12 protein-coding genes and 1 pseudogene are annotated in these 18,343 nt (G+C 60.6%); 5 read left to right on the top strand and 8 right to left on the bottom strand.

Going from position 1 to position 18,343, the window contains the following annotated elements:
• Nucleotides 1–7 precede the first annotated feature (7 nt).
• A complete protein-coding gene (locus AC1RT6_RS00400; RefSeq protein WP_079447291.1) occupies nt 8–295 on the top strand; it encodes a hypothetical protein in 288 nt (95 codons plus the stop codon).
• A 139-nt stretch (nt 296–434) separates the two neighbouring features.
• Here the strand turns inward: AC1RT6_RS00400 and AC1RT6_RS00395 are convergent, their stop codons facing one another.
• From AC1RT6_RS00395 to AC1RT6_RS00385, 3 genes are read right to left on the bottom strand one after another with little or no spacing between them, the layout of a single operon-like run.
• A complete protein-coding gene (locus AC1RT6_RS00395; protein WP_079447292.1) occupies nt 435–3,797 on the bottom strand; it encodes an error-prone DNA polymerase in 3,363 nt (1,120 codons plus the stop codon).
• Nucleotides 3,794–5,401, bottom strand: coding sequence for a Y-family DNA polymerase (locus AC1RT6_RS00390; RefSeq protein ID WP_087881173.1), 1,608 nt, complete (start codon nt 5,399–5,401; stop codon nt 3,794–3,796). Before AC1RT6_RS00390 ends, AC1RT6_RS00395 begins: the two co-directional genes overlap by 4 nt.
• The gene (locus AC1RT6_RS00385) at nt 5,310–6,122 is read right to left on the bottom strand and encodes an ImuA family protein (RefSeq protein ID WP_087881174.1); all 813 of its coding nucleotides are present in this window, start codon (nt 6,120–6,122) and stop codon (nt 5,310–5,312) included. The genes AC1RT6_RS00390 and AC1RT6_RS00385 overlap by 92 nt, the downstream gene beginning before the upstream one ends.
• Before the next feature lie 118 nt (nt 6,123–6,240).
• Between AC1RT6_RS00385 and AC1RT6_RS00380 the strand changes: the two are divergent.
• A pseudogene (locus tag AC1RT6_RS00380) lies at nt 6,241–6,727 on the top strand (UdgX family uracil-DNA binding protein); the annotation flags it as partial.
• Nucleotides 6,728–6,771: 44 nt separating this feature from the next.
• On the opposite strand, the gene AC1RT6_RS00375 reads toward AC1RT6_RS00380, so the two are convergent.
• Both AC1RT6_RS00375 and hpnO read right to left on the bottom strand, forming a co-directional pair.
• Nucleotides 6,772–7,941 (bottom strand): M20 aminoacylase family protein, encoded by a 1,170-nt coding sequence (locus AC1RT6_RS00375; protein WP_079447294.1) that lies wholly within the window; start codon nt 7,939–7,941, stop codon nt 6,772–6,774.
• A gap of 60 nt (nt 7,942–8,001) precedes the next feature.
• Entirely contained in the window at nt 8,002–9,393 is a 1,392-nt protein-coding gene (gene hpnO / locus AC1RT6_RS00370; RefSeq protein ID WP_079447295.1) for an aminobacteriohopanetriol synthase HpnO, read from the bottom strand.
• Between the two features lie 133 nt (nt 9,394–9,526).
• On the opposite strand from hpnO, the gene AC1RT6_RS00365 reads away from it, so the two are divergent.
• Entirely contained in the window at nt 9,527–10,156 is a 630-nt protein-coding gene (locus AC1RT6_RS00365) for a DUF2147 domain-containing protein (protein WP_244553505.1), read from the top strand.
• Here the strand turns inward: AC1RT6_RS00365 and hpnN are convergent.
• Complete coding sequence (gene hpnN, locus AC1RT6_RS00360; RefSeq protein WP_079447347.1) at nt 10,124–12,712, bottom strand: hopanoid transporter HpnN; 2,589 nt, start codon at nt 12,710–12,712, stop codon at nt 10,124–10,126. The two genes, AC1RT6_RS00365 and hpnN, sit on opposite strands and share 33 nt — an antisense overlap.
• A 467-nt stretch (nt 12,713–13,179) precedes the next feature.
• Here hpnN and ispH point away from each other — a divergent pair, with 467 nt between their 5' ends.
• Both ispH and hpnH read left to right on the top strand, forming a co-directional pair.
• Nucleotides 13,180–14,106 carry a 4-hydroxy-3-methylbut-2-enyl diphosphate reductase gene (gene ispH, locus AC1RT6_RS00355; RefSeq protein WP_173815992.1) on the top strand — a complete coding sequence of 309 codons (927 nt, stop codon included), beginning with the start codon at nt 13,180–13,182 and terminating at the stop codon, nt 14,104–14,106.
• 45 nt (nt 14,107–14,151) lie between these two features.
• Nucleotides 14,152–15,321, top strand: coding sequence for an adenosyl-hopene transferase HpnH (gene hpnH / locus AC1RT6_RS00350; RefSeq protein ID WP_079447298.1), 1,170 nt, complete (start codon nt 14,152–14,154; stop codon nt 15,319–15,321).
• Between the two features lie 168 nt (nt 15,322–15,489).
• Here the strand turns inward: hpnH and AC1RT6_RS00345 are convergent, their stop codons facing one another.
• Together AC1RT6_RS00345 and shc are read right to left on the bottom strand one after the other, a co-directional pair.
• Nucleotides 15,490–16,377, bottom strand: coding sequence for a phosphorylase (locus AC1RT6_RS00345; RefSeq protein WP_079447299.1), 888 nt, complete (start codon nt 16,375–16,377; stop codon nt 15,490–15,492).
• Complete coding sequence (gene shc, locus AC1RT6_RS00340; RefSeq protein WP_079447300.1) at nt 16,374–18,338, bottom strand: squalene--hopene cyclase; 1,965 nt, start codon at nt 18,336–18,338, stop codon at nt 16,374–16,376. The genes AC1RT6_RS00345 and shc overlap by 4 nt, the downstream gene beginning before the upstream one ends.
• Nucleotides 18,339–18,343: the final 5 nt, after the last annotated feature.

Here is an 18,343-nt window from a genome sequence, read left to right as displayed (position 1 = left end):
AGCTGTCATGGCCGCTATTGATCCCTTGACCGCCGTGGGTGTCGTACTCGCTACCGCGGCGACCGATGCCGTTTATGTGATGTTCACCTCGGCCGTGGTGGCGCGACGGCGCGTTCCGGCGGCGACCTGGAGCAGCATCTGGTACCTGCTCTCGTCCTTCGCCGTGATCAGTTATACCGAGAACTGGGTCTATGTGGCCTTCGCCGCGGTCGGCTCCTGGCTCGGCGCGTTCGCGACGATCACCTTCCTGCATCGCCCACCGGGCGGACCGCCTGTCGGCGCGTCGGTGGAGTGAGAGGGCACGATCAGGCTTGAGGCCGTCATTTGCCGAACTTGAAGCGGAAATCCATAGGGAAATGATGATGCCGAGGTCATAGGCAAGCGAAGCAATGCCGTTCTCCTTCCGGGCGGCTATGCCCGGCATAACGAATAACTCAATGAAAATCCCGCGAGCGCGGCAGAATGCGCACGTTGCGCGGGTGACGAACTCTCTGTGCCGGATTGTCGGGGTGTTCGCGGCGGTCGTCGTTGAGCGGCTCGGCCGGTGTGACCGGCGGCGGCAGCGGATGTCTGGGCACGAGCGCATCGTTCGCCAGATGCATCAGCTCGGTTGAGCGATCGGTCAGCTTGCTTGCGACAAGATGTACGACCTGCTCCGGGCTGCTCTGGATATGGCCCTCCACCTCGATCAGCCGCGCGCCCATCACCTCCTTGCGGTAACGCTCCATGATCTTCGGCCACACCACGATATTGGCAATTCCGGTCTCGTCTTCCAGCGTCATGAAGACGACGCCCTTGGCGCTGCCCGGCCGCTGCCGCACCAGCACCACGCCCGCACACTTGACGCGCCGCCTGTCATTGGCATGGCAAATCTCGGCGCAACTCACCAGGCGCTCACGGGTGAACATCGCGCGCAGGAATTCCATCGGATGCCCCTTCACCGATAATCGAATGGTCTGGTAATCGGCAACCACCTGCTCCGGCAGCGGCATCACGGGCAGCGGCGCGGCATGTTCGTCCGGCAACTCGCGCGCGACGGCACTTTCGAACAATGGCAGTGGTATGTCATCCGGCAGTCGGCGCACCGCCCACAGCGCCGCACGGCGGTCGAGCCCGAGCGAACGAAAAGCATCGGCATCGGCCAACAGGATCAACGCGCGCTTTGGCAGTTTGGTGTCGCGGGCAAAATCCTCAATGGAGGCGAACGAACAACGTTGACGCGCGGCGACGATACGCTCTCCCCAGTCGTCTAACTCGTTATTCCGGGACCGAATCTTGTCTCGTTTCAAATACTCCTCATCCCTATCAACCCACTTGAATCCGTCGATCTGACGGAATCCGAGCCGCACCGCGTGATGCGCGCCCACACACTCTTCCAGAGTGTTCTGCGAATGGCTGAACGAGACGTCGATCGGCCGCACCTCGACGCCGTTCTTGCGGGCATCGCCGACGATCTGCGCCGGTGCGTAAAAGCCCATCGGCTGCGAATTCAATAGACCGCAGCAAAACGCGTCGGGATGGAAACACTTCAGCCATGACGAGACATAGACGAGCTGCGCGAAGCTCGCCGCGTGGCTCTCGGGGAAACCGTAAGACCCGAATCCCTTAATCTGTTCGAAACAATTTCTCGCAAATACCGGATCGTAGCCGCGCGCAATCATGCTGCCGACCATCTTCTCCTGAAAGGAGCCAATGGTCCCCACATTGCGGAATGTCGCCATGGCGCGACGCAGGCCATTAGCTTCCTCAGATGTGAACTTCGCGGCTTCGATGGCGATCCGCATCGCCTGCTCCTGAAACAACGGCACGCCGAGCGTCTTGTGCAGCACGTTGCGCAGTTCATTCCTGTCGCCACCCTTCGGATAGGGATAGTCGATATCCTCCGGCTTCATGGCTCGCCGTTTCAAATAGGGATGCACCATGTCGCCCTGGATCGGCCCGGGACGGACGATGGCGACCTCGATGACGAGATCATAGAATGTGCGCGGCTTCAGCCGCGGCAGCATGTTCATCTGGGCACGACTTTCGACCTGGAACACGCCGAGGGATTCGCCTCGCTGCAACATCTGATAGACTTCGTCGTCGTCCCTCGACTTAATGTCCGCCAGCTCGTAACGCCTCCCCTTGTGCTCGGCGATCAGATCAAAGCATTTGCGGATGCAAGTCAGCATGCCGAGCGCGAGCACGTCGACCTTCATCATCCGCATGGCGTCGACATCGTCCTTGTCCCACTCGATAAAGGTGCGATCGTCCATCGCGGCATTACCGATCGGCACATAGGTGTCGAGCCGATCCTGCGTCAGCACATAGCCGCCGACGTGCTGCGATAGATGACGCGGAAATCCGATCAACTCGGTGGCAAGCGCAATGGCGCGGCGCACCATCGGGTTTTGTGGATCGAACCCAGCCTGCCTGATCTGCATGTCGCTGACATCATCGCCCCAGCTCCCCCACACCGTGTCGGCGAGCGCCGCCGTGACATCCTCGGTCAGCCCCAGCACCTTTCCGACATCGCGGATGGCGCTGCGCGGCCGATAATGAATGACGGTGGCGATGATCGCGGCGCGATGGCGGCCATAGCGGCGATAGACATACTGCATCACCTCCTCGCGGCGCGAATGCTCGAAATCGACGTCGATGTCCGGAGGCTCCAGCCGCTCTTTCGAGATGAACCGTTCGAACAGAAGATCGGTCTCAGCCGGATTAACCGCGGTGATGCCGAGCACATAGCACACGGCCGAATTCGCCGCCGAGCCTCGGCCCTGGCACAGAATGTTCTGACTGCGCGCCCACTGCACGATGTCATGCACGGTGAGAAAGTAATGCGCGTATTTAAGTTCGGCGATCAGGTTGAGTTCCTTGCGCAGCACCGCACGCAATTTGTCGTCCGACCCTTCCGGGAAATATCTTGCGACACCAGCCCAAGTCAGGTCCTCGAGATGACGCTGCGCGGTCTTGCCAGGCGGCACCGGCTCGTCGGGATACTGATATTTGAGCTGGTCGAGGGTGAATGCGATGCGCGATGCGAACGCCACCGTTTCGGCGATCGCTTCCGGGAGATCACGAAACAGCCGCGCCATCTCATGCGCCGGCTTCAGATACCGTTCGGCATTAAATTCAAGCTTTCGCCCGACGGTATCGATCGTGATCTTTTCACGAATGCAGGTGAGGACATCCTGCAACGGACGGCGTGCAGGGTGATGGTACAGCACCTCGTTGGTCGCAAGCAGCGGCACGCGGGCGGCGGCCGCGATCCGCTGCAATCGCTGCAAACGGCGCCGGTCGTCACCGCGATAGAGCAGACTTACCGCGAGCCAGACGCCGTCCGCGCGACTCTGCCGCAACCGGTCCAGCACCTTCAGGACTTTCGTCGTTTCAAAACGATGCTGCAAAGTCAGCACGAGAAGCTGGCCTTCGGAAAACTCCAGCAGATCATCCAGCCTCAGATGGCATTCGCCTTTCTCCGCCGCCCGCTTGCCGCGGGTCAACAACCGACAGAGCCGGCCATAGGCGTTGCGATCACTGGGATAGACAAGAATGTCCGGCGTCCCATCGATGAAAACGAGACGCGATCCGATCAGCAGCCGCGGCTTATAACGAACCTCGGGGTTTCCCAGCTCCGTATAGGCGCGCACCACCCCCGCCAGCGTGTTGCGATCGGCGATACCGATGACGGGCAGCCGCAGCTCGCTCGCCTGATGCACATATTCTTGCGGGTGCGACCCGCCGTGCAGAAACGAGAAATTGGTCACGATGCCGATTTCGGCATAAGACGGGATGTCGCGCGGATGCTTCATGCGAACAGCCCGTGGACAAACCATTTTGGCGGTACGGTATCGTCGTTCTCAGCCGCTTCATAAAGACCGTCGCGATAGAGCCAGAACCGCAATCCGCTTTCATCCTCGACGCGAAAGTAATCCCGCGTCGGCCTTGCCTCCTGCGTCCGCCACCACTCCATCGCAATGCGCTCGGGACCTTCGGCACGAACCACCGTATGAGTGACACGCCGCCAGATGAAATGACGCGGTGGCTTGTCCGGCACCTCCGCCAACTTCACCTCGATCGGCTCCGGTCGCGCAAACATCCGCAACGGCCGGAGCGGCGGCTCGTTCCCGATACGTGCGGGCCACTCGGCGCGCATGGCCGTCACGAGATGCTGTTGCGCCGGTAATGAGAGAGCCTCGCGTTCGGGAATATGCGTATCCTGTGGCAGATGCACGACGACGCGATGGCTGCCGATGCGCGCGGCAATGCGGTCGATCAGCGCCGACACTTCGTCATTGTCCTGAACATGCGTATCGAGCTCGCGCTGCTCCTGCACAACCGACTCGGTTCGCACTGCGGACAGCCGCACCAGATCGAAGCCGAAACCAGGATCGAGCGGATCGATCAGCGCATCGAGCCGCTCGCGGAACAGGCGATCGACGATTTCGCCGCGCGCGACGGGGCGGCCGGTCTCCACTGCGATGACTCGCACCGCGCCGTCGGTGCGGAAAAAACTCGCTTCCAGATGCCGCGCGCCCTTGCCATGCTTTTCCATCGCGGCGATGAGTGTGCGCGCAAGACCTGCCAGCGTCATCGCGATTGCGCCGTCGGTGGTGATCGGCTCGGCAAACCGCTTCTCGACGATATAATCCGGCGGCGGCTTGCGTGGATTAATTGGCATATCGCCTTGCCCCAGCGCCTGTTCCAGGAGCGCTGTGAAAGCGACACCAAAACGCGCGGCGATCTCGTGGCGGCCGCGTGCAGCGACATCGCCGATGGTTTTCAACCCGGCACGGCGCAGCCCGCGCGTGGTCGCATCATCCGCCCCCAGCGTGAACACCGGCAGCGGCGCAACAGCTTCCAGCTCCGCGCCAGGCGCGACAATCCGGCCATGGGCATGGCGCGTCAACGCTCGCGCGCAGACCGGCGTGCCTGCGATCGCCGCGCTCACAACAAAGCCACGTCGCCTCAGCGCGTCGCACAGCGCATTCATCAGCGCGGCCTCGCCGCCGAACAGATGCGCGCAGCCGGTAATGTCGAGCAGCAGACCGTGCGGCGGATCGAGCGCCACCAGCGGCGTGAAGCGGTCGCACCAGTCGGCGATGCCGTTCAATGTTTGCTCGTCCGCAATCTCGTCAGCATCGAACACGTCGATGTCGGGACAGATCGCACGGGCATTGGCCAGCGGCAGCCCGACCGCAAGGCCAAGACGTGCAGCCACATCATCCAGCGCGGTGATGACCAGCGCGTTGTTTTGTTTGGCAACGACGATATGGGGCGACTTTCCCTTTGTCTTTGCCGCGCCAGATTGTGACCCTCCTGCTTCAGCCGGCACGCCGGAGCGCAATAACTCGCGCCGGATGCGGTCGGTCGGCAGCCGCGGCAGCCACAGGCTGAGGATGCGTCTCGGAGTCATGGAACGAGACGTCACGGAAGAGGCACTCATCACATTTCCACTCCATGATCCATTGGCCGGTCTGGCCATGACGATTACGGACAAGCCGCGTTTCGAGCATGGGGGCGCCCCACGCCTGCCATGCCGCGCCTGGCGGCGAGCGCGCCGGGCGCACGATCCACCGTGTCTCCGCCGTCGAAGGCAGCGGGCTTGCCGCCACCCGTAGCAGCAGCCCGGTAACGCCGGAGGCCCGCGCCGCCAGCGTCAGCCTGCGGCTGGCGACGAGATCGAACAGACGCGTCTCCCCCCAAATCTCGATGACCACGGCACCGAGCGCATCGCAGGCCAGCGCATCGGCCGCTGTCCGCAACGTGCTCTCCACATCCGGCGCATGGACCGTCACCAAAAGACAGGGGTCGAGGCCGATCTCCCGCCATCCACGCATCGACAGCGCACCGGATTCCCGCGCCGCAAAATCCTGCCGCACCCAGAGCAGCGGCCGATCCTTGCCGACACGCTGCGCAAGACCTGCGATGAACCCTGTTGCCGCCGTGCTATGCCGCCCCTCCGCGAACACCTCATGCACGGCGCCCTGCGCAAGCCCGCCCTGCAGCACGGCATCCGCCTCGCCATGACCGAGCGCCACCCGGTCCGGCATTCCGCCCCCGTGATCGGTCTCGATGCGCGCGATGCGGTCACGCAGGCGCGCAAGCTTCCCTGCGCTGCTTCCGGTTCCAGGCATGATCAAAAATCCGTCCGTGACATCAGAGCCGATGACAAGCCTGAGTGTTCACTATATGTTCTAGTAAATGTCGGCCAAAGCCAAGAGTCAACCAGGACTTTCCGGCGATGCTTTCGCCAAGATCGCCAACCTCGTTTTTGTTTGTGAAACCAAAGGATTGGAGAGCCATGGAGCTGCGGCACAGATGCTTGACCGCGCACTCAAGGAAGCCGGAATCGACCGCAAGAAGGTTTACGTTACCAATACCGTGAAGCACTTCAAGTTCGTGCCGCGCGGCAAGATCAGACTGCACCAGAAGCCGAACACGCCGGAAATCAGGGCGTGCCGCCAATGGTATGAGCGTGAGCTGGCGGCAATCAATCCGGCCGCTGGTGGTGGCGATGGGCACGACCGCGGCGCAAAGCGTATTCGGCAAAATCACGCCAATCAACAAATCACGTGGACGGCTGATCGACATGGCCGACGGACGCAAGGCGCTGGTGACGGTGCATCCGTCCTATCTGCTGCGGCTGCCGGATCAGGACGCCAGAGCCCGCGAATATGAGCGCTTTGTCGGCGATCTGAAAATTGCCGCGACACAACTGCAGCGCGACAAGGCGGCGTGATGGCCGCTTGTAGCGTCGCGTAGCAAGTTCTGTGTGCAAAGCACTTATGCCGCCAGCGTGGTCTCGACCAGCCTGATCCAGTACGACGTGCCGTACACGATGGCGTCATCGTTGAAGTTGTAAGCGGGATGATGCAGGCCCGCGCTATCGCCATTGCCGATGAAGATGAAGGCGCCGGGCCGCGCTTCCAGCATATAGGCGAAATCCTCCGCGCCCATCATCGGCGGCGTCCCGTGTACATTGTTATCGCCAGCAATCTCTTTCGCGATCCTGATCGCGGTATCTGTCTGCTCGGGGTGATTCACCGTGACCGGATAGCCGCGCCTGAATTTGACATGGATCCTGGCGCCGGTCGTCAGCGCCACGCCGGCGGCGACCTCTCGAATCCGTTTTTCCATCAAGTCGCGAATATCCGCCCTCAGGGTGCGGACCGTTCCGCGCAGCTCGGCCGTTTGGGGAATGACGTTGCTGGTACTGCCGGCGTGGAACTCACATACGGAAATCACCGCCGATTCCAACGGATCGACATTGCGCGACACGATCGATTGCAGGGCAACGACAAGCTGCGAGCCGGCCAGCACCGGATCAATACAGAGATGCGGACGCGCGGCGTGGCCGCCGTGGCCCTCGATCCTGAAATCGACGCTGTCGGTCGCCGCCATGATAGGCCCCGGCCGGATGGAGAAGGCGCCGAGCGGCAGTCCAGGATTGTTGTGCATGCCATAGACCTGATCGATCCTGAAACGATCCATCAGCCCGTCCTTGATCATCGCCGCAGCACCTGCGCCGCCCTCTTCCGCCGGCTGAAAGATCACAACCGCCTCGCCGGCGAAATTCCGCGTCTCCGCGAGATAACGCGCGGCACCGAGCAACATCGCCGTATGGCCGTCATGGCCGCAGGCATGCATCTTGCCAGCTGTCTTCGAGGCGTAAGGTAAATCGGTTTCCTCTTGAATTGGCAGCGCGTCCATATCGGCACGCAGACCGATCACCTTGACTTCCCCGCCACCGGGGCGTCTGCCCTTGATGACGCCGACGACGCCGGTCCTGCCGAGCCCGGTCACGATCTCGTCGCAGCCGAATTCCCGCAAGCGGTCGGCCACGAACGCGGCGGTGCGAGGAACGTCGTACAGAAGCTCCGGCTGCGCGTGGATATCCCTGCGCCAGCCAGCGATTTCGGATTGCAGATCGGCAACGCGGTTGACGATAGGCATTTTGTTTCCGATCGGGTTGCGAGGATCTTCGCTAAAGCATTTTCAGCCGACGAAAGGGCGTCACGCCGACTTGCGAACGGCATTATCCATCAAAGTCTTGCCGAGTGACCAGATCGCGCCCGGAACCTGGTGGCTTGCGGCAATGACGCTGTCGAATGAGGTCTCGATCCACTTGCAATCTTCATCATTGATGATGAGCGGCGGCAGCAGCTTGATCGTATGGCTGCCGTGACCGGCGACCTGGGTGAGTATCTTGTGATCCTTGAACAACGGCACGGTGATAAGCTGGCAGAACAGGCCCTTGTTGGCAGTCTCCAGCAGATTCCACGATGCCCTCAGTCGCAGCGATTTCGGCGGCCCGAACTCAACGCCGATCATCAGGCCCTTGCCGCGGACCTCCTTCAGAAGCTCGTAACCCGGCACCATGCGGTTGAGCGCCAATTGCAATTCCGCGCCGCGCCGCGCCGCATTCTCGACCAGTTTCTCGGCCTTCAGCACTTCAAGCGTGGCGATGCCTGCCGCCATCGCGAGATCGTTTTTGGCGAACGTCGAGCCGTGCACGACGGCGCGATCCATCCGGTTGAATATTTTGTCGAAGATGTGCTTCCGGGTCAGCACCACGCCGATCGGCACATGACCGCCGGACAACGCCTTCGCCAGCAGCACCATATCCGGCTCGACGTTCCAGTGCTCGACGGCCAGAAACCGTCCGGTCCGGCCGATGCCGGTTTGAATCTCATCCGCCACGAACAGCGTGCCATATTTCCGACACAGCGCGGCAGCTCCCGGCAGGAATTCATCGGTGGGCATGTTGACGCCCTTGCCCTGGATCGGCTCGACGATGAAGGCCGCGATCTGGCGCGACGACAACGTTTGCTCCAGCGCGGCGAGATCGTTAAAGGGAATCACTTTGCAATCGGGCAGCAGCGGCTCGAATCCGCCGCGGAAATTCTTGTCGTCTGTCAGCGAGAGCGCGCCATAGGTCAGTCCGTGGTAGCCGTGATCGCAGTAAACAATGCCCGTCCGTCCGGTGGCGACACGCGCGAATTTGATGGCGGCCTCGACGCTTTCCGCTCCGGAATTCGCAAAAAAGACCTTGTCGAGGTAGGGAACGTGAACGAGCAGCCGCTCAGCCAAAACACCGGCCAGCGTGGAGACATCCATTTGCACAAGGTTGGGGAGATCACTGTCGAGGACGCCTTTCAGGGCATTCCGCAACACAGGATGGTTCCGACCAATCGCAAAAACGCCAAATCCGCTCAATAGATCAAGGTAACGTGCGCCCTCGCGATCGACCAGATATTGGCCCTGCCCACTTTGGAAACCAACGTCGTAGCCGATGGTCTTCAGAACCCTGACAAGCTGTTCATTGAGGTGGCGGACATGCATTGCGCTGCGCTGCGCCTGCCGTTCCACAAACATCTCGGAAACGTCTAGATTTGGATATAGCATCCGCTACATAGTTCGGTTGATGGTCGCTTCGTCAACTGAAAAGCACGAACACGGTATTTGACTTTGTCAGTGATCCCCAGCCCTTCTACTTAAGCACAGGCTTGAAAACATGTTGCAGCGCCCAGGACACACCATGCGCATTTTAGATTATTGCAGAACTTCCGCTATTTCCTCCCTTGTCGCAACCGCTCTGGTGACAGCGGGATTAGGGTCCGCTCTCGCGGGTGATCCCACCGGGGATTGGCTGGTTGCCGACGGGGTCGCCAAAGTCCGGGTGGCCGAATGCAAGGGCAGCATGTGGGGTGCGATCTCCTGGGAAAAAGAGCCGGGCGTCGACAGCAATAATGCCGACCACGCCAAGCAAACCCGGCCCACGCTCGGCATGCCATTGCTGTTTGATATGAAGAAAAAAGCGAACGAAGATCTTTGGGAGGGGCAGGTCTACGACGCGAAAACCACCGGCCGGCTTCAAACGGCCAGCATCCGTCTGCTGGACCCTGATAAGCTCGAGATCAAGGGTTGCATGCTCGGCATCCTATGCGGCGGCGAGACCTGGACCCGCGCCGCCCCCCCGATTCCAAGCAGCCCGTCCAACAGTCACAGTCCTGCCAGCACCGCGCCAAAGGCAGGCATGGCCAAGACCGCTCCATCGAAGTCTGCGCACAAGACCATCGGTCAAAAGTCCGCTACCAGTGCCACCCCGCCGACCGATCCTGTCGGCGATATCTGTCTACTTCCCGACATCGCGGGGACGGCCCATTAACGCGGGCTGAAACAAGAGCACCGCGGCAAGGGTGGTGATGAGCGACAGCGCCAGTAGCTTACCCATGCTTGCCGTGCCCGGATGACTCGACAACCACAGGCTACCGAAAGCGGTCGCGGTTGTCAGAGCGCTGAAGAAGATCGCCCGCGTGAGGCTTGATTGCAGCAGGTTCGTTCTGCCGGATCGCCAGGCCGTGACATAATAAATCTTGAACGCCACGCCGACGCCGAGCAGCAACGGCAACGCGACAATGTTGGCGAAGTTGAGAGGAAGCCCGATCATCACGCAGATCTCGAGCGTCACCGCTCCCGCCACCAGCAGCGGCACCAGTGTCAGCAGCACATCGGTAATTCGGCGTAGTGCCAGCCAGAGCAGGATGCTGATGGAGATCAAAGCCCAGAGTCCCGCCTCGATAAACGCCTTAACGATGGTGTCGCCGGACTTGAGAATCGATACCGGCCCGCCGATGGCGTTGGGCGCAGCCGCGAGCACAGCGCTGGCAAATTTTCGCAGCGTCTCATTGTGGTCCGGATCTCCGCGCGGCAACACTTCGACGCGCGTAATGCCGTCTTCGCTCTTCCAGAGCTTCACGAAATCCGGTGGCAAGGATTCAAGGGTGACAGGTTCGGCTTTCAGTAAATTTCGAAGCTGTTCGAACATGATCTTGAGCGGTTCGACGAAGGTGGCTTGCGCTTTTTCACGCATGGCTTCGTTCGAATCGGCCAGCCGGGTAAGATCGTCAGCCAGCCGCTTTGCGGCCGCGGCACCCGGTCCCTGATGAGTGCCGGCCGCTTTCCGCAGACTATCGGCGGTGCTCTTCAGCGCATCGACATTCTCCTCGTCGGAGGGCGGCGGATCAATCGAATCCGGATTGAGCGCTGGACCAAGAATTTTAGCGCCTCGCGCAATCAGCTTGAGTTTCTCAGGCTGGTCAGCCGGGACAAAGCTATCGAGCGACCGGGTGCGTGCAACTTCAGGCACTTCGGCGAGCCGGGCCTCGACCCGCTGAGCTTCCTGCTCGGACTTGACCATTACGTTGATGGCGTTCGCGCCGGTATCGGGATCTCTCCGCAAATCCAGATATGTGGCGATCGATTCGACCTTTGAGCTCCTTAGGTGGATCGGATTGAAATCGAAGCGCAGGAAGTAAAGCGCTGGCGCTCCGAGAATGACGACTGCAATCGTGCCGCCGACGATCGCCACGCGATAGTCTTCGAGAAAACGGTCGAGCGGGGCCAAAAACGCGTAGCCGACCGGCTCTTTCTCACCCGGCGGGTTCAGAAGACGCAGCAACGCGGGAAGAACGGTGATGCTTGTGAGAAACGCGATCAACATACCCACGCCGGCGATTCTGCCGAGTTCCGACACACCCTTGTAATCCGTCGGCAGGAACGACAGGAAACCCGCCGCAGTCGCCATCGCCGCCAGCGACAGCGGGACCGAGGAACGCTTCGCCGCCACCAACAACGCCTTTTCCAGATCGTCGGTCTTGAACCGCTCGGAACGGTAGCGGACGCTATACTGAATGCCGAAATCAACGCCGAGGCCGATAAACAGCACGGCAAAGGCGATCGACAGCAGATTGAGCGATGTCACCATCATGAGGCCGACCGCCGTCGTGACCGCGAGTCCGACGAACAGCGTCGCAAACACCGCGAAGATGATTTTCGGCGAGCGCAACGCCAGCCAAAGGATCACCAGCACGATCACCACCGTACCCACGCCGTTGACGATGGCGCCCTCCTGCACGGTGGCGAATTCCTCATTGGCGATCGGCACCGGCCCGGTCAGTCGGACGCGCGCACTAAACTTGCCGGCAAGATCCAGATCGAAGGCGGCTCTACGGATCGCATCGGTGGCATCCTTGCCCGGCTCGAGCGCATTGAAATCGAGGTACGGCTTGATCTGGATCAGCGAGCGGAGATCGGAAGCGGCCAGGGGCTGGTCGCTTGCGAGCTGACGCCAGGAGAAGGTGCCGCTTCCCTTGGTCAGGACGTCCTCAACGCTCTGGGCAATCGCCGAGAACGGCCGCGCCGTGCTGTCCAGCTCGAACTGACCCCGCTTCAAGCCGACCAGCGCCGTTTCGAGCGCAGCGGTCAGCCCGCGCAAGCTCGGATCGCCGGCCATGATCTCGACCAGCGGCGCGGCCTCGCCAAACTGGCCCGTGAGCTGTTTGACCTCCTCAGTGGGAAGGAACAACAGGCCGTTCCGTTCGAAAAACGGCCCTCCGCCGAGTAGCTGAACCGATTCGAAATTGCGGTGGTCGTTCTTGAGTCTCGCGGCCAGCATGGCACCGGCAGTGCTGGCAAATTCCGCCGTGGGGGCCTCCACGACCGCAAGGATCAGTCTTTCCTGGTCGAACGCCTTCTCGAAAGCAATGTCACGCTGCCGCCAATCCAGATCAGGCGAAATTAACTTATTGATATCAGTGTTTATTTCAAAGTACTTCGCCGAATAGAAGACCGCACCGGCGGCCAGCACGATCGCAACCAACGCAGTAACCCAAGCAAACCGTGTGCAAGCCTTAACGATCGAAACAACAATACCTGTCAGCACATTCTTTCTTTCTGCTACCATGTACGTATACGCACATGAACGGACCCGGCCCGGTTCTTCTGCCGGATCTAACGACTTTTATATGCTATTTCAGAGAATAAGGTGCGCAACACCTGCGGTGGGTTCTAGTTCGGGAGATTTGCCGACGATTCAAGCGCTTTGATATCGTTGGCTCCGCGGACGGCAAGTGACGAATCAGTGAGGGCCATTCGGGCGGGTACCCCATATCATAATACCGGAAATTCCAGTTCCGGATCAATCGTCGGCTAAAAAGCCTGCGTCATTGCAACGTTTTGTTCTGACGCAAAGGCCATATATATCATAGCGTTGAAATCCAGAGAGCGCGACCCGCAGATTATATACCTGTGACATTTCTTGAAGGCGCGTGGGATTATTTAGAAGAACGTTCAGTTCTATGTGGAGTTACAGCATAATGCATAAGGTGCAAATTGACTGATCCTCGTCCAATTGAAATTCTGCTGGCACAGCCGCGTGGATTCTGCGCAGGCGTCGTCCGCGCGATCGAGATCGTCGAGCGCGCGCTGGAGAAGTACGGACCCCCAGTGTATGTCCGCCACGAAATCGTTCACAATAAGTACGTTGTGGAAAGCCTGAAAGATAAAGGGGCAATTTTCGTCGAGGATCTGTCGGAGGTTCCGCCGAAGGCCGTTACCGTGTTCAGCGCTCACGGCGTTGCGCGGAGCGTGGAAGAAGAAGCTTTTGCTCGCGGCCTGCCCGTGCTCAACGCCACCTGCCCGCTGGTCACCAAGGTTCACAACCAGGGCAAACGCTACACGTCCAAGGGGCGAACCCTGATCTTAATTGGCCACGCTGGCCATCCTGAGGTTGAGGGAACTATGGGACAGGTTCCAGGCCCCGTCCTGCTTGTTCAGGATGTGGATGACGTCGCGGCCCTGACACTGCCTTCCGATACGCCGGTGGCCTATATTACCCAGACGACGCTCAGCGTTGACGACACCAAGGACATCATTCTCGCACTCCAGCAGCGTTTCACCGATATTCAGGGTCCCGACACACGCGATATCTGCTATGCAACACAGAATCGGCAATCTGCGGTAAGGGACCTCAGCAAGCTGGTGGACGTTATTCTAGTGGTCGGCGCAGCCAACAGTTCAAATTCGAACCGGCTGCGCGAAATCGGCACCGAAGTCGGCGTTGCAAGTTACCTCATCGCTGATGGCAGCGAACTCAACGCGGAGTGGTTGAAAGGGGCGAAAGCCGTGGGCATTACGGCCGGTGCCTCGGCTCCGGAAGTCCTTGTCGACGACGTCATCGAGGCCTTGAAGCGCATCGGACCGATAGCCGTCTCGATACTGCCGGGACGGGAAGAAAACATCGAATTCCGGCTCCCGTCTGAACTCACCTCAGCTTGATCCCCTTCAAAATTTTAGCTGGTAACTCCAGAGAGAAGACTTGTGATGGCAATACCGTTTTTTAAAGAACTGAAGATCGGCGGATATCTGATCAAGCAGAAGATGCTGGGCCGCAAGCGCTATCCGCTTGTGCTGATGCTCGAGCCGCTGTTCCGCTGCAATCTCGCCTGCTCCGGATGTGGCAAGATCGACTATCCCGACGCGATCCTCAACCGTCGTATGAGCGCTCAAGAGTGCTGGGACGCAGCCGAGGAATGCGGCGCACCGATGGTTGCTATTCCCGGCGGCGAGCCGTTGATTCACAAGGAGATCGGCGAGATCGTGCGCGGCCTTGTCGCGCGCAAGAAGTTCGTCTCGCTCTGCACCAACGCGCTGCTACTGGAGAAGAAGCTCGATCTGTTCGAGCCCTCGCCGTACCTGTTCTTCTCGATCCATCTCGACGGTCTGCGCGAGCACCACGACAAGTCGGTGTGTCAGACGGGCGTGTTCGACCGCGCGGTCTCCGCGATCAAGGCGGCGAAGGCGCGCGGTTTCACCGTCAACGTCAACGCCACGATTTTCGACAACTATCCTGCCGAAGAGATCGCAAAGTTCCTCGACTTTACGGCCGAGCTTGGCGTCGGCGTCTCGATGTCGCCGGGTTACGCCTATGAGCGCGCGCCCGATCAGGAGCACTTCCTGAACCGCACCAAGACCAAAAAGCTGTTTCGTGATGTCTTCGCGCTCGGCAAGGGCAAGAAGTGGAATTTCATGCACTCCGGCCTGTTCCTCGATTTCCTCGCCGGCAACCAGGAATATCATTGCACGCCCTGGGGGATGCCGGCGCGCAACATTTTTGGCTGGCAGAAGCCTTGCTACCTGCTCGGCGAGGGTTACACCAAGACCTTCAAGGAATTGATGGAGACCACCGACTGGGACAGCTACGGCACCGGCAAGTACGAAAAGTGCGCCAACTGCATGGCGCATTGCGGTTACGAGCCGACCGCCGCCACCGCCGCTCTGAACAATCCGCTCAAGACGATGTTGGTGGCGTTGCGCGGCGTCCGGACGACGGGCCCGATGGCGCCCGAGATCGATCTCAGCAAGCAGCGTCCGGCGCAGTACATCTTTGCCGAGCAGGTTCAAAAGAAGCTGTCAGAGATCCGCAAGGATGAAGCGGCCGCCGCCGCTGCAAAAGAAGCAGCAAAAGAGCAAAAGGCTTCTACCGCAGCGTGACGCCATCCAGCGTTAGCGGCACCGGTTGGCATCAAGAAGCCGCTAAAGCATGATCCCGAAAAGCGGCAACCGGTTTTCGGTCAAGATCATGCTCAATCGCAAAGAAGTAAAAAGAAATAAGAGAGTCTGATTCAACGACGTTGAAATCAGACTTTCTTGAATCTGACTTTAAAGAGCCGAGCCCGGCTTCAATTCCATCAAAGCCGCACGGGGTTGCGGCACATTCGCTCGCAAACCGGAAAAGCCTCGCGCCGGGACGGACTCTCCGGTACGACCTTTTCGATGGCCTGGCCCCCGCGGTCTTGCGACCGACGGCGTTGCCATATAATCCGCCGGAACGAGACTCTCGCCGCCTAACAGAAAATTACGGCACCCGCGCAAGGAGCGGAGCGCCCGATTGAAATCGACTCCGGTAGATACCAGTGCGCCCAGGGTGAACGGATTTCGAGCAAGGCCACGAAGCACCTTCTTCAAGTCGATGTTGCCGTTTGGCTTAATGGCGTTGCGGGCGATCGCCGGCAGCGCCCGCGTTGCGGGATCACTGATCACGCGCAAGGCGGCAAAGGGGAGACCCGCCGCGGTAGCATAGGCGGCCGCGATGTGGCTTTCCATGTCGACCGCCGAAGCGCCGGTCGTAGCGTGGAGCACTGCCTTGCCGGCCTGCTCCAGGACGACCTGCTCGGCGCCGGCAAGCCCGGCGCGGACCACTTTCTGGCCGCCTAAACCGGAGCCGTTGATCAATTCCTCGCTGAGCGCAAGGCCTGCCCGCCACCGCGAAGTACCGTTCACAACTTCCGTGGCAACCACGACGTCTCCCGATTTCAGAGACGGATCAAGCCCACCGGCGACGCCGAAGCTGATCACGCCGCGTACCGTCGACGGATCGAACCCCGCGAGAAGCGCCCGCAACTGCCGGGGATTGCTGCTGCTGCAAATGACAGTCATGCCGGGGCCCGCGGCGATGCGGGCTTCCTGAACCAGACCGGTCACAATCAATACCGGCCGCGGGTCAAAGGCATTGCCCGCGGATACGTCAATTGCCGCCCCCAAATTCACATCCCGACCCCTACCGCCTTGCTGTTGGTGCTTCTCAAATTCCGATACCGCGCCAGCGCCCAGAGCGGGAAGAATTTTGAGTAACCATGGTACCTCAGATAAAATACCCGTGGGAACCCCGTGGCCGTGTAGCGCTGCTCATCCCACAGGCCTTTTTTTGCTTGTGTGTCTATCAGGTACTCGATTCCCCGGGCTACTGCAGGATTTTCGACCTCGCCCGCAGCCATCAAGGCAAGCAACGCCCACGCGGTTTGCGAAGCAGTGGTGGGCGCCCCCTCGAATCCCTTATAATCGAGTCGGTAACTGACCGCATCCTCGCCCCAGCCGCCATCCGCATTCTGGATCGAGACCAGCCAGTCCACCGCCTTGCGAATCGCCGGATCCTGGCGATCCACCCCGGCGGCGTTGAGGGCGCAGAGAACCGACCAGGTGCCATAGATGTAGTTCAGGCCCCAGCGGCCATACCAGGATCCCTCGGCGAGCTGGGTCCGGCGCAGGTACTCAACTCCGGCCGCCAAGGACGGGCTGCTTTCAGTCGTCTCGCCGAGTTGCGCCAGCATCGAAACGCATCGCGCGGTGACATCCTCGGTCGGCGGATCGAGCAGCGCCGCATGGTCGGAGAACGGGATGTTGTTGAGATAGTATTCAAGATTGTCGGCATCGAACGCGGCAAAGCCGCCGTCCCGGCTCTGCATCCCCTCGATCCACTCGCGGCCGCGTGCGATCGCCTCGTCATATTTATCGCTCCCGTCGTGACGGCGTACCCGGTCCATCGCCATGACCACGACAGCGGTGTCATCGAGATCGGGATAATGGCCGTTGGCATATTGAAATGCCCAGCCACCCGGTCGCACGTCCGGGCGTTTCACCGCCCAGTCGCCCTTAAGAACGAGCTCCTGCTTAGGGAGCAGCCAGTCGAGGCTTTTGCCGGCGCTGTTCAGGGCCTCGGGTCCGCCGGATTCGAGCAGCGCGTGGCAACTCAGCGCGGTGTCCCAGATCGGCGATACACAAGGCTGGCAATAGGCCTCATCCTTGCCGATCACCAGAAGCTTGTCGATGCCGCGTCGCGTCACCGCACGCGGTGGATGTTCCGGCGGAAACCCCAGCGCATCGTACATCATCACCGTATTGACCATCGGCGGAAAGATCGCGCCGAGGCCGTCCTCGCCGTTGAGTCGCTCCTCGACGAACCCAATTGCCTTCTTCATAGCGCGCGCACGCAGCCACTTGGGAAACAGCGGCTCGATCTTTCGCAAGATCCAGTCAAGACCGCTGAACAACGCAAACCAGGCCGGGCTCTGATGCGGAGCTCTCTTCGGCGTGCGGACGGTGGCCGGATCCTGAAGAAAAAGTTCGCGAATGCCGACGCCGCGCGGATTGCGCGCGCGGGGCTTCAGCACGGCCAGAACCATCAGCGGCACCATGGTGGTGCGCGCCCAATAGGAAATCTTGTTGAGATGAAACGGCGACCACATCGGCAACAGCATGATCTCGACCGGCAGAACCGGAACGCTGCGCCATGTCAGAACTTCGAAGAACGCGAGCAGAAAGCGCGTGAAGACATTCACGTTGGCCGCGCCGCCGCGGGACAGGATCGCCTCGCGCGCGCGCGCCATGTGTGGCGCGTCGACGGAATCGCCGACCATCTTCAGTGCGAAGTAGGCCTTCACGCTGGCGCTCATGTCGAATGGGCCATCATGCACCAGTGGCCAGCCACCATGCGCGCCCTGGATGCGGCGGAGGTAAGCCGCGATCTTGGCTTCGAGCACTGTGTCGACCGGCTCGCCGAGGTAGTGTCGCATCAGGATGTATTCGGACGGGATGGTCGCGTCGGCCTCGAGCTCGAACACAAAATGACCGTCCGGCTGCTCGAAATTCAGCAGTCCGCGGGTGGCAGCGCCGATGCGGCCCCCGAGGACGGCGTCATCAATCGGCGCGGCCGTTGCGTTCATGGAACTCATGGCGA

Source organism: Nitrobacter sp. MLSD-S21, from assembly GCF_058809865.1.
Note: the sequence above shows the minus strand (reverse complement) of the source record. Positions and strands in the feature narration are given on the sequence as shown.